Here is a 12,478-nt window from a genome sequence, read left to right on the forward strand (position 1 = left end):
ATGGGATGCGATCCAGCCGACCAGGGCATAGCGAAACGCACGTCCGGCGATGACCGCGGTCAGGTATTTGCGTATGGGAAATTGCAGCGCCCCCGCCGCGGCAAAGAAGGCAGAGCTGGGAAAGGGAGGCGGTGCGATCACCGCGATCACGACCGCCGCGCTGCCCCATTGCTCCAGGATTTTGTTGACGCGCATCACCCGCGCTTCGCCGAGCCGCTTTTGAAGCCAGCCCTTGCCGGTCCGGCGGGCAATGCGGTAGGTGAGGAAGGCGCCGATGACGGAGCCCACGGTGCTCATGACCGCGTAGTACCACCACAGGTCGGCGTGGCGCGCGGCCAGCACCGCGTTGAAAATGTCCAGGCTGCCGAACGTAGGAATGAAGGAGCTGTCAACGATGCCGATAACCAACAACCCCGGGCCGCCCCACTTGCGCAGCGTTGTCCAGATTGTGGCTGCTGCCAGGAAACTGGTTTGCGATATGATTTTGGCGCGCACTACTTTCACCGTCCGCAAACTGACGTGAAACAAGGCTAAAAAGGCCGTGATTCCCATTACACGAAAAGCTTAGATGTGATTTGTGTCCAGCAGGCGGAAAAAACGGCGGTGAGCAAAACTAGGAAACAGTCGCAGTCCACGCCAACCATTCCGATCTGACGCTTTTGCGGGCCCAACACCCTGACCCGCTACAATGTCCCGCTACGACTGAAACCGCACCAGCCACGCTTGCCGTCGAACTCCGCAAGATACTCTCGGAGAGCTTCGCGCTGGAGGTGTCATTCAGCGCTCCGGCCGGAATCACAATGCTGTTCGGCGCATCCGGCGCCGGCAAGACCACGCTGCTGGAGTGCATTTCAGGGTTGCTCAAGCCCGACCAGGGGCGAATCGCCGCCGGCGAAGCCATCCTATTCGACTCCGCCTTGGGGGTGGATGTCGCCGTGTCGCGGCGGCGGGTCGCGTACGTGTTCCAGACGCTCGCGCTGTTTCCCCACATGAGCGTGCAAGCCAACATCGCTTACGGGTTGCACCGGGTCGCTCCGCAGCAGCGGCGGAAAGCGGTGGACACCATCGTCGAAGCGTTCCGGATTGGCCACCTGCGGAATCGGCGACCGGCCGAAATTTCCGGTGGCGAACGTCAGCGCGTGGCGCTCGCCCGCGCGCTGGTAACCGACCCGCGCGTGCTGCTGCTGGACGAGCCGCTTTCCGCGCTCGACGTTGCCACCAAGGGCGGGATCATCGGCGATCTGCGCGCCTGGAACGAAGCGCACCGCATTCCGGTGCTCTACGTTACGCATAGCCGTGACGAGGCTTTTGCCTTAGGAGAGCGGGTGATGGCGCTCGAGCAGGGAAGCTTGATCGCGCAAGGCTCGCCGCAAGAGGTGTTGCAGGCGCCTCGCCGGGAATCGCTGGCGCAGGCGGCCGGCTTCGAGAACATTTTTGACGCCCAGGTCTGCGCCCTGCATCAGGATCTGGGGACCATGACTTGCCGGCTCGCCGGCGGAGTGCCATTGGAGGCGCCGCTCGGCCGGGTGCAGGCCGGGGAGACGGTACGCATCGGAATCCGCGCCGGCGACATCCTGCTGGCGTCGAGCAGGCCGCAGGGCTTGAGCGCGCGCAACATCCTGGCGGGCCGTATCGTCTCGCTCCAGCGCCGTGATGTCACCGTGGTGGCACGGGTGCGCTGCGGAGCCGGTGCGGAAGAGGGGCTGGAGATGGAGGTCCACCTCACGCCTGGGGCGCAGCAGTCCTTGAGCCTGGAACCGGGGCGAGAGGTCTGGCTGGTGGTCAAGACCTATTCCTGCCACTGGTTGCGTTAAACCCGTCCGCGTGATCCGGGAAGGGCCGCAATTCGGGCGCGTTTTCACTTGGGTAGGGCACGGCGTCCGCCGTTGCCGCTACTTGGGTAGGGCACGGCGTCTGCCGTTGCCCCTACTCGGGTAGGGCACGGCTTCAGCCGCGCCGCCAAGGGCCACAAATGCCGAGGGCTTTAGCCCCTGAGGTCTGGCTGGTGGTCAAGACGTATTCCTGCCACTGGTTGCGTTGAGCCCGTCCGCGTGATCCGTGAAGGGCCGCAATTCGGGCGCGTTTTCACTTGGGTAGGGCACGGCTTCAGCCGTGCCGCCAAGAGCCACAAATGCTGAGGGCTTTAGCCCCTGAGGTCTGGTTGGTGGTCTAGACGTATTCCTGCCACTGGTTGCGTTGAGCCCGTCCCCGGGATCCGGGAAGGGCCGCAGTTCGAGCGCGGTTTTCACCTGGGTAAGGCACGGCTTCAGCCGTGCCGCCAAGGGCCACAAATGCTGAGGGCTTTAGCCCCTGAGGGAAAGTTGGTTTCCTTGTCTGTATGCGATGGTTCTGGTCGCCGGTGCTAATCCCCCATTCACGGGATAACTTCACATCACACTGCAGCGTGATACCGGTCACAGGCGGGAAGCTGCCACCGGCGGCAGAATGGTTGAAATTGAAAATGAAATTCAATTTCAATACTACGCCAGCGAGGACTCTTTCTTGATTCGCCGTCTCCTGACTCTTATCGCCGCTGTACTCGCCCTTGCCGGCCTGGCCCGCGCCCAGGACAAACCCTATTTCGTGACCTACGACCATCACCTGGAGGAGCCCGGCAACCTGGAAATCTCGCTCTCCAATGTCCTGGGCATCCCCCGCGCCGGCCAACCGGTGTTCGCCGCTCCGCTGCTGGAACTGGAATATGGCGTGAAGGCATGGTGGACGGCCGAGTTCTACCTCGAGGGGCTGTCGCGCGAAGCCGACAGCACGATTCTTACCGGCTGGCGGCTGGAGAACCGCTTCCGCCCCCTGGCCCGCGAGCACCGCATCAACCCGGTGTTGTACTTCGAATTTGAGAATGTCAACGAAGCCTCGCGCGTCCTGAAGGAAGTGGTCGGCCATGCCAGCAGCTTCGACGAGCCCAACGCCGACCTGCGGCGGGTGCGCGCCCGCGAACTGGAAACCAAGCTGATCCTTTCCAGCACGGTTCACGACTGGAATATTTCTGAGAACTTCATCGTGGAAAAAAATCTCTCGGCGCCGGAAGGATTCGAGTTCGGCTACGCGCTCGGCGTGTGGCGGCCGCTGGCGAAACTCGCGTCGGGTCGCTCCTGCCGGTTCTGCCGGGAAAATTTCGTCGCCGGCCTGGAACTCTACGGCGGGCTGGGCAGCACCGAGCAGTTTGGATTTCACGACACGGCCCATTACCTGGGGCCGGTGGTCCGCTGGAACCTGACCGACAACAGCGCGATCATCCTCTCGCCCGCGGTCGGTCTCAACTCGGGAAGCACGCCCCTGCTGCTGCGTTTCAAGTACCTGTACGAGGTGAACGGGTTCGGCCGGAAGGTCGCCTCTCTGTTCAGGAGCAAACCGTGAGTCGCGTACTGCTTGTCTTCCTGGTCTTGGCGTGTGCCGTGGTTGGAGCACAGAACGTGGAGTACCAGCCTGATCCCTCATGGCAGCCGCCAGAGTCTGCAGTAGCGCGAAGCAATCCGCTGGCGGGATCACCGGACCTGGCGGCGGGTGGGCGCAAAGTTTTCATGAAGAGTTGCGTCACCTGCCATGGCGCCACAGGCGAAGGACTGAAGGCCAAAAAAGCTGCCGATCTGCGGTTGCCGGTCGTGCAACAGCAGACGGACGGCGCCCTGTTCTGGAAGATCACCAATGGAAACACGCGGCGCGGGATGCCCTCGTTTAGCGGCCTGCCGGAGATGCAGCGCTGGCAACTGGTGCTCTATCTGCGAACGCTGGCGCAACCAGAAAAATCGAAATAATCTGCGGAGCTACTCGAAGCCGACAAACACCGGCTCGGGTGTCAGTGCCACACCGAACTTCTCGAACACGGCGCGCTGAATTTCATTTTTCAGGACCACGATTTCCGCCGCCGTCGCTCCTCCCCGATTGACGATTGCCAGCGCGTGCTTTCGCGAGATTCCCACACTGCCGCATGCGTACCCCTTGTGGAAACCGGCTTTTTCGACCAGCCAGGCGGCGGGAATTTTGAATCGTTGATTGCCGGTTGGATAGCTGGGCATCGGCCCGTTTTCTAGCGCTGAAACGCGTTTGTACTCTCCCGCATCGAGCACCGGGTTCTTGAAAAATGAGCCGGCGCTGCGCGCGTCTTCCTCTCCCTCCACGATCAGCATGGCCTTCGAGTGCCGAATGGTCTGCACCGCTTCCCGTACTTCAGCAAGCGTGGGACGAACTTTCGCAGCGGTCGCGAAGTAAGTCTTCAGGTCGCGGTATTCCACCGTCGGCTCTCCTCCCGGTTCGAGGGCATACGCCGCGCGCAAGATGATGTATCGCCCGCGTTCTGCGGTGTTGAAGATGCTGCTGCGATATTCGAACCCGCAGGCCTCATTGCAAAGGGCGCACAGGCGGCCATCGCGGAGATCGAGCACCTGGACTTCCGTTATGGTTTGCGAAACATCCTGCCCGTAGGCGCCGACATTCTGTACCGGCGTCCCGCCCACGGTGCCGGGTATTCCACTCATGCACTCCAGCCCGGCGCAATTGGCCGCGACCGCGCGTGCGACCAGCGTGTCCCACTCCACTCCCGCGCCGGCTTCAAATACTTCCTTGCCGTTCTCGGATCGCCGTTCGATTCCCCCGATCGCAATTTTCAGTACCAGTCCAGCAATGCCGCGGTCGGCGACTACCAGGTTGCTGCCGCCGCCAAGCACGAACAGCGGCAACTGGCGCGACTTCGCCCAGTCCACCGCCTGCGCAGCGTCGGCGGAGGTCGATACCTGGACGAAATAGCGCGCCGGGCCGCCGACTTGCAAGGTCGTCATCGGCGCCAGCGGGACATTTTCGAGTATATCCATGCTCTCACTTCGCGGGGACGACCTGTTTCACGACAATGCTGTTGGGCTGAATTCCGACCGGCACCATGGTGACCAGTGCGCGCAGCTTGTTAGGATTTTGTCCTTTCAGGATCGCCTCCGGCAGGCTGATCTTGTTGCCGCGCGGCAATCTTGTAAGCCGCACCACGGCAACGTCGCCGGACTGGGTGTCGAGCGCGAACAGAAAATCTTCATCGGCGGTCAGCGCCAGCTGGTCGGGACGATTGCCCACGGCAATGGAATCAACGACGCGGCCGATATCGATCGCCAACACCGAAATGGCGTCAGAACCGAAATTGCTGACGTAGAGCAGGGAATTGTCGGAGCTTACGACCGCGTGCACCGGCTGGTTGCCGATCAGGTAAGTGCTGCCAACTTCGTTGGCGTTGGTCTCGATTACCGAGACCGATGCAGAATCGAAGTTGCACACGAACAGCTCGCCGCCGTCGGGCTTAAGCGCGAGATGGATGGGCGTCTTGCCGACATCGAGCAGCGCCAGCACCTTGTCCGCTTTCAGGTCAATCGCCGCCACCTGCGCTGACCCGGTGCAGGCCACGAAGGCCTTGCTGGAGTCGCGCAGGATGGCGATGTCCTCGGGATGCTGGCAAACCGGAACCGTGGCGCGCACGCGCATGGCGCCGGCATCGAGAATGGAGACCGAGTCGCCGCCGCGATTGGAAACGACCACGATCTTTCCGTCCGGCGAGACGCGTGCCAGGCCCGGATTCGCGCCGACGCCGACGGTGGCCAGCACGCGCCGCTTGTCCAGGTCGAGAATGCTCACATTCGCCGAGCCGGAGTTCGCAACATAGCCGCGCGTGCCGTCGGCGGAGACATCGATGAAGTAGGGCGCGCGATGCACGCCGACGGTGGCCACGACTGTGTTCTTCACCGCATCGATGAAGCTGATGTTGCTGGATTCCGTGTTGACCGCGTAGATCTCGTTCTTCCTCGGGTTCGCGCTGATGCCGGTCGGATTGTGCCCCACCGCAATGGTCTTCACCGTTTTGAACTGCCCAAGGTCAATGACGGAAACGGTATCGCTCTTGCCGTTGCTGACGTAGGCATTGAGGTCGCCGGGATAATCGCGCTGGCGCCGGCATGCCGCCCCTAGCACTGCAAGCACAACCACGGCGACGAGTAGGCTCTTGTTCAATAGGAAGTGATTCTAACAAGAAGGGCGCAGCTCGCTGCTGCGCCAACTGGCGGACTCTCAACTCCTGCCGCTAACGCCTAACTCCTAACTGCTGCCGACACCGCCGCCGGCTGCGGCGCCTTGCGCTTCACAATCGGGGCGATCTGGCGCATTTCGTCCATCAATTCCGCGAACTGCTCAGGATAGACGGACTGCGGGCCGTCCGACATGGCGCGATCGGGATCGTGGTGCACCTCGACAATCAGGCCGTCGGCGCCGACAGCGATGCCGGCACGGGAGAGCGGGATGACCTTGTCGCGCTTGCCGGTGCCATGGCTGGGATCGACCAGGATCGGCAGGTGGCTCAAACGATGCACCGCCGGCACGATGCTCAAATCGAGCGTGTTCCGGGTGTGGTCGGCAAAGGTCCGAACGCCGCGTTCGCAGAGCACGACGTTGTAGTTGCCTTCGCTCATCACGTACTCGGCGGCCATCAGGAATTCTTCCAGCGTCGCCGACATGCCGCGCTTCAGCAAGACCGGCAGGCGCGCGCGCCCGGCGCGCTTCAGCAGCGAGAAGTTCTGCATGTTGCGGGCGCCGAGCTGGATGACATCAGCGTACTTCTCCACCAGTTCAAGAGACTCGTAATCGACCGCCTCGGTGACAATCAGCAACCCGAAGCGCTCGCGGATGTCGGCGAGGATGCGCAGGCCTTCTTCGCCCATTCCCTGGAAGGCGTAGGGCGAGGTGCGTGGCTTGTAAGCGCCGCCGCGGAAAAAGCGCGCGCCCGCCTTGGCCACCTGTTCAGCGATGGTGAATGCCTGCTGGCGCGATTCCACCGCGCACGGCCCGGCAATGACGGCCAGCTCGGGCCCGCCGATGGTGGTATCGGTGCCGGCAAATGTGATGACCGTGTTGTCAGTCTTGACGTCCCGGCTGACCAGCTTGTAGGGCTTGCTGACGCGGATGACTTCCTGGACGCCGCGCATGTCTTCCAGCCCGATTTCCACCATCCCCTGGTTCCCGGTGATGCCAATGGCGGTACGCTGCGCCCCGGGAATCGCGTGCGCGCGCAGCCCGGCCGACTCGATTTTTTCGCAAACCGCGCGTACATCCGCCTCGGTGGCGTGCGCGCTCATGACAACCAGCATAGAAACCTCGGTCCCTGTCGAAACAAATAGTCTACTGCCACCGCCGCCGCCGCGACAATTGGAGCGCGCTCGCCCTCGAGCGCGATGCTTCGCTGCAGTCAGCATGACAGCAGCCCGGGCGCCTGATTAAACCGTTACTTCCTCGGTCTTCATGTGCTCGGCTTCCTCGCGCAGTTTCGCGAACAACACGCTGCTCAGGTAACGCTCGCCGAAGTCGGGCAGAACCGCCACGATCAGCTTGCCCGCATTCTCCTCCCGGCGCGCGACCTTCAATGCCGCGATCACCGCTGCACCCGAGGAAATCCCCACCAGTAAGCCTTCTTCGCGCGGCATGCGGCGCGCCATCTCGATCGATTCTTCGCTCGGAACGGCGATGACTTCGCTGATGTAATCGGTCCGCAACACGTCGGGCACAAATCCCGCGCCGATTCCCTGCGTCTTATGCGGGCCGGGTTGCCCGCCCGAGAGCACGGCGCTCTCGGTGGGTTCCACCGCAACCACGCGGAACGAGGGTTTCCTGGGACGAATGAACTCCGTCACGCCGGTGATGGTGCCGCCGGTGCCGACGCCGGAGACCAGGATGTCCACTTTGCCGTCCGTGTCCTCCCAGATTTCCGGGCCCGTGGTCTCGAAGTGAATTTTCGGATTTGCGGGATTGGCGAACTGCTGCGGCATGAATGCGTCTTGCGTCTGCGCAACAATCTCGTTGGCTTTCGCGATCGCGCCCTTCATGCCCTTCAGGCCGGGCGTCAGCACCACCTCGGCGCCGAAGGCGCGCAGCAGGACACGGCGCTCCTGGCTCATCGTGTCGGGCATGACGATGATCATGCGATAGCCGCGAATGGCGGCCGCGAATGCCAGGCCGATTCCCGTGTTGCCGCTGGTCGGCTCGACGATGGTTGTCTTGCCGGGATGAATGCGTCCGGCGCGCTCGGCCTCGCGGATCATGCTGACTCCAATGCGGTCTTTAACGCTGTTGCAGGGATTAAAGCTCTCCAGCTTGGCGACCACGGTGGCGCGGCAGCCCTCGGTGACGCGGTTCAGCCGCACCAGCGGCGTGCGCCCTATCAGTTCAGTGACATCGTTGGCAATTTTCATTGTGCTCCGGAGTATAGAACGCGAGTCGCTCGTCTCAGCCAACGATTTCTGGTGTCAGCAGGTTGGCATCGCGGGCAAGGAGCCAGCGTCCGTCGCCTTGTTTGCGGAAGACGCTCAGCGTGTAGCCTCGGGCACGCGACACTTTGCCATCCGGGCTGGTGATGGCAACGGCCAAGCGGGTGCGGGTGCAGGCGAGGTCACCGCTGACGATGCACTCCTCCAACTCCGACTGCGATTCCACCTTGGCCCCGCGCATCGGTCCTTCCCACGCGGCAGTGAACTCGCGTTTTCCGAATGGCGGCTGCCCCGGGACGAGGAAAACCATGTCTTCGGCGAGCATGGCGGACATGGTCCTGTGATCTCCCGTGGCCGACGCGCGCAGCCATTGCTCAAGCCATGCACGAATTGCCTGTTCGGCGTTGCTCGTCATGACGCAATTGTAGCCGACGAGTATTTGCAGGTGTTCGATGCACAGTCGCTACGCCGCGCCAGAAATCGGCAATCGTCAATCGCCAATCGGCAATCTAAAGTGTCCGTGCCCCGGTCCATGGCCCAGGAACAGCGCGACATTCTGAAGCAGCCGCCGCCGAAGACGCCGCCGTGGCGGACCTCCCGGCGGATAGGGATTCATACTTCGACCGCGGGCGGCGCCGAGACTGCCGCCGAGCGCGCTTACCGGCTGGGCTGCAGCGCGTTCCAGATTTTCTCCTCCAGCCCGCGGCAGTGGGCTCCCTACGAGCTGTCCAGGTCACAATGCGACGTGATGAACCGGCTGCGCGCCGACTACGATCTGAAGCCGCTGGTCATCCACGCGAATTACCTGGTGAATCTGGCCGGCGGTAACCCTGAGTTCCACCGTAAGTCCATTGTCGCTTTCCGCGGCGAAGTGGTACGCGCGCTCGCCCTCTGCGCGGAGTACCTGGTGGTTCATCCCGGTTCGTTCCGAGGCATGACGCGCGAGGAAGGCCTGGTGAAGGCCGCGACCGCCATCGCCGAAGCTACGGATGCTCTCGACTTGGGGCAGGGGGGATTGACCATCCTCATCGAAAATACCGCCGGCGCCGAGTTTTCACTCGGCGGCAGCTTCGAGCAGGTGGCGGCTCTGGTGGGCGTGCTTCGCGAGTACGTGCCAGTGGCCGCCTGCATCGATACCTGCCACACCCACGTTGCCGGGTATGACATCGTCACCGAGGAAGGCTATGAGCAAACTCTGGCGCGCCTGGACCAGACGGTCGGGCTGAAGAACGTGCCGGTATGGCACTGTAATGACGCGAAGGCCGCGCGCGGCTCCCGGCTGGATCGGCACCAGCACATCGGAAAGGGAACCATTGGCCTGGAGCCTTTCCGACGGCTGCTGAACGATCCGCGATTGGCGAAATGCGCATTTATCGCCGAAACGCCAATCGACGAGCCCGGCGACGATGCGAGGAATGTCGAAGCTCTGAAATCATTGGTGACCGATGTGGCACAAGCCGTTCATGAGCGAAGTCGAAGCACGCCCTCGCGTGTGCGAAGAAAAAGCAGCCGCAGATGATCGCCGGTCAGTGCTGACCTGGCAATGATGCCGCCGGCCATCGACCATCGACCGTCGACCTTGTAAAATCAAGAATTACTTTCATCAGGACAACGTCGTAATGGCCGACACGCCGCAAATCACCGAGAAACGCGAGGAGCGCTACGATCCCCAGCCGATCGAGGAGAAGTGGTTTGCCCGCTTCCAGGCGGACTCGTCTCTCTATCGCGCCGAACCGCCCAGCACCGACAAGAAGAAGTACTACGTCCTGGAAATGCTGCCCTATCCCAGCGGCGCATTGCACATGGGACACGTGCGCAACTACTCCATCGGGGACGCCTTGGCGCGCTTCATGTGGATGAACGGCTATAACGTCCTGCATCCGATGGGATGGGATTCCTTCGGATTGCCGGCGGAAAATGCGGCCATCAAGGCCGGGGTGCAGCCGCGCGAGTGGACGCTCCGCAATATCGAGCACATGAAATCGCAGATGAAGCGCCTTGGCTTCGCCTACGACTGGGAGCGCGAAGTCACCACCTGCCTGCCCGACTATTACCGCTGGAACCAGTGGTTCTTCCTCAAGCTCTACGAGAAGAACCTTGCCTATCGCAAGAAGAGCAAGGTGAACTGGTGCCCGGAGTGCGCCACCGTGCTTGCCAACGAGCAGGTGGTGCACGGCTGCTGCTGGCGTCATGAAACCACGCCCGTCGAGCAGCGCGAGTTGGAGCAGTGGTTCCTGCGCATCACCAACTACGCCGAAGAATTATTGCGCGACCTCGACCACCTTTCCGGCTGGCCGGAAAAAGTGCGCATCATGCAGCAGAACTGGATCGGCCGCAGCGAAGGCGCGCTGGTGGAATTCCAGCTGGAAAACGCGGCTGACAAAATTCCGGTGTTCACCACGCGCATTGATACGATTTTCGGAGCGACCTCCATCCAGCTCGCGCCCGAGCATCCGCTGGTGACCGGACTTGTCGGCGACGATGCCGATCTCCGCGACCGGATCGGCGCGCTGCTGGCGGAACAGCGCAAGGCGAAGGAAGCCGGGGACGTGGGCGCCATCGAGAAGCATGGCGTCTTCACTGGGCGCTATGCCATCAATCCGTTCAACCAGGAAAAGCTGCCCATCTGGGTGGCGAATTACATCCTCACGGATTACGGCACCGGCGCAATCATGTCGGTGCCGGCACACGACGATCGCGACTATGAATTCGCGAAAAAGTACGATCTCGAAATCCGCGTCGTGATCCTTCCGCGCAACGAAAACCCGGGCGATTCCACCATCCCGTATACCGGGACCGATTCGCTGCTCATCAACTCCGGCGAGTTTAGCGGCTTTGGGTGCGTCGAAGCGATGCAGAGAATGGCCGCTTACGCCCAGGGGCACGGCTTCGGCAAGCCCACGGTCACTTATCGCCTGAAGGATTGGGGCATCTCGCGCCAGCGTTACTGGGGCACGCCCATTCCCATGCTTTATTGCGGCAGCTGCGGCGTAGTGTCGGTGCCGGAAAAGGATCTTCCCGTCCGGCTGCCGGACAACGTCGAGATCACGTTGACCGGCGGTTCTCCGCTCGGCCGCGTCACCGACTGGGTGAACGTCAAGTGTCCGAAGTGCGGCGGCATGGCGCGTCGCGAAACCGACACCATGGACACCTTCGTCGATTCCTCCTGGTACTTCTACCGCTACACCGACGCGCACAACGAGCGGGCGCCGTTCGACAGCGGCATCGCCAATTACTGGTTTCCCATCGAGCAGTACATCGGCGGAGTCGAGCACGCCATCCTGCACCTCATTTACTCGCGCTTCTGGACCAAGTTCATGCGCGACATGGGCCTGGTGAAAAATTCCGAGCCGGTGCAGCGCCTGTTTACGCAGGGCATGGTGATCAAGGACGGCGCCAAGATGTCAAAGTCGCAGGGCAACGTGGTCACGCCCGACGACATGGTTGCGCGCTACGGTGGCGATGCCACACGCATGTACACGCTGTTCGCCGCTCCTCCCGATCGCGACCTGGACTGGCAGGATGCAGGCGTCAAAGGCGTGCAGGATTTTCTGGCGCGCGTGTACCGCTTCGTCGCCGCCAATGCGAAGCCGAATGCGCCGGGATGGCGAGACGCATTACCCGCGGAGCTCTCACCCGAGGCGCGCCGTATGCAGCGACGGATGCACCAGGCGATCAAGCGGATCACCGACGAATTCGCCGGCCGCTGGCATTTCAATACTTGCGTATCAACCTTGATGTCGCTGGTGAACGAGTTCTACCTGCTGCGGCCGGAGATTGAGCGCGGCCTCATTGCGCTTCCATTGTTGGCGGCGGCGCAGCGCAACCTTGTGCTACTGCTGCATCCCTTTGCCCCCTACTTGTCGCATGAGCTTTGGGAGATGCTGGGCGAGCAGGGAAGCCTGTTGCGCCACCCCTGGCCGCAATATGACCCGGCGCTGGCGCGCGAGGAAGAAGTTGAGATCGTGGTCCAGGTGAATGGAAAGATCCGCGCGCGCTTGCTGGTGGCGGCAGACTCCGGCGAAGAGGACGTCCGCCAGCTCGCCTTGAACGATCCGAAAGTCCTGACGGCAATCGAGGGCAAGCAGATCGTTAAGGCGATCGTGGTGCCTCACAAGCTGGTCAACATCGTTGTGAAGTAGTTGCGGCCTGACTCCTGAGGCTTTGAAAGGGCACGGCTTAGCCCTGCCGGTTCCGCCGAGTTAATTTCCAGCTACAATAGCGAACCACGAGGT

General features: G+C 62.3%; 11 protein-coding genes. 5 read left to right on the top strand and 6 right to left on the bottom strand.

The annotated features are described in order from the left end of the window. On the bottom strand, nucleotides 1-495 hold a 495-nt coding region (locus tag VFI82_04660; GenBank protein HET7183951.1), incomplete at its 3' end, for a VTT domain-containing protein. 164 nt (nucleotides 496-659) lie between these two features. Between VFI82_04660 and modC the strand changes: the two genes are divergently transcribed. The 3 genes from modC (at nucleotide 660) to VFI82_04675 (ending at nucleotide 3,773) form a co-directional block, all read left to right on the top strand. Then, nucleotides 660-1,814, top strand: a complete 1,155-nt coding sequence (gene modC / locus VFI82_04665; protein ID HET7183952.1) for a molybdenum ABC transporter ATP-binding protein — start codon at nucleotides 660-662, stop codon at nucleotides 1,812-1,814. Nucleotides 1,815-2,502: 688 nt separating this feature from the next. Continuing rightward, nucleotides 2,503-3,375, top strand: a complete 873-nt coding sequence (locus VFI82_04670) for a hypothetical protein (protein HET7183953.1) — start codon at nucleotides 2,503-2,505, stop codon at nucleotides 3,373-3,375. After that, on the top strand, nucleotides 3,372-3,773 hold the full coding sequence (locus tag VFI82_04675) for a c-type cytochrome (protein HET7183954.1): 402 nt from the start codon (nucleotides 3,372-3,374) through the stop codon (nucleotides 3,771-3,773). Before VFI82_04670 ends, VFI82_04675 begins: the two co-directional genes overlap by 4 nt. A 9-nt stretch (nucleotides 3,774-3,782) precedes the next feature. Here the strand turns inward: VFI82_04675 and VFI82_04680 are convergent, their stop codons facing one another. The 5 genes from VFI82_04680 to VFI82_04700 all read right to left on the bottom strand — a co-directional run bounded on the left by VFI82_04680 (nucleotide 3,783) and on the right by VFI82_04700 (nucleotide 8,658). Then, nucleotides 3,783-4,826: a UDP-N-acetylmuramate dehydrogenase gene (locus VFI82_04680; GenBank protein HET7183955.1), complete on the bottom strand. Its 1,044-nt coding sequence runs from the start codon at nucleotides 4,824-4,826 to the stop codon at nucleotides 3,783-3,785. Nucleotides 4,827-4,830: 4 nt separating this feature from the next. Continuing rightward, complete coding sequence (locus VFI82_04685) at nucleotides 4,831-6,000, bottom strand: beta-propeller fold lactonase family protein (protein ID HET7183956.1); 1,170 nt, start codon at nucleotides 5,998-6,000, stop codon at nucleotides 4,831-4,833. A gap of 77 nt (nucleotides 6,001-6,077) precedes the next feature. Next, the gene (gene aroF, locus VFI82_04690; GenBank protein HET7183957.1) at nucleotides 6,078-7,130 is read right to left on the bottom strand and encodes a 3-deoxy-7-phosphoheptulonate synthase; all 1,053 of its coding nucleotides are present in this window, start codon (nucleotides 7,128-7,130) and stop codon (nucleotides 6,078-6,080) included. Nucleotides 7,131-7,256: 126 nt separating this feature from the next. Beyond that, nucleotides 7,257-8,228, bottom strand: a complete 972-nt coding sequence (gene cysK / locus VFI82_04695) for a cysteine synthase A (GenBank protein ID HET7183958.1) — start codon at nucleotides 8,226-8,228, stop codon at nucleotides 7,257-7,259. 34 nt (nucleotides 8,229-8,262) lie between these two features. Next, complete coding sequence (locus tag VFI82_04700; protein HET7183959.1) at nucleotides 8,263-8,658, bottom strand: SgcJ/EcaC family oxidoreductase; 396 nt, start codon at nucleotides 8,656-8,658, stop codon at nucleotides 8,263-8,265. A 105-nt stretch (nucleotides 8,659-8,763) separates the two neighbouring features. Between VFI82_04700 and VFI82_04705 the strand changes: the two genes are divergently transcribed. Continuing rightward, nucleotides 8,764-9,762 (top strand): deoxyribonuclease IV, encoded by a 999-nt coding sequence (locus tag VFI82_04705; protein HET7183960.1) that lies wholly within the window; start codon nucleotides 8,764-8,766, stop codon nucleotides 9,760-9,762. A 100-nt stretch (nucleotides 9,763-9,862) separates the two neighbouring features. Next, complete coding sequence (gene leuS, locus VFI82_04710; protein HET7183961.1) at nucleotides 9,863-12,385, top strand: leucine--tRNA ligase; 2,523 nt, start codon at nucleotides 9,863-9,865, stop codon at nucleotides 12,383-12,385. Nucleotides 12,386-12,478 lie beyond the last annotated feature (93 nt).

It is taken from the genome of Terriglobales bacterium (assembly GCA_035691485.1).
In the GTDB taxonomy this organism is placed as follows: Bacteria; Acidobacteriota; Terriglobia; order Terriglobales; family Acidobacteriaceae; genus JAIQGF01.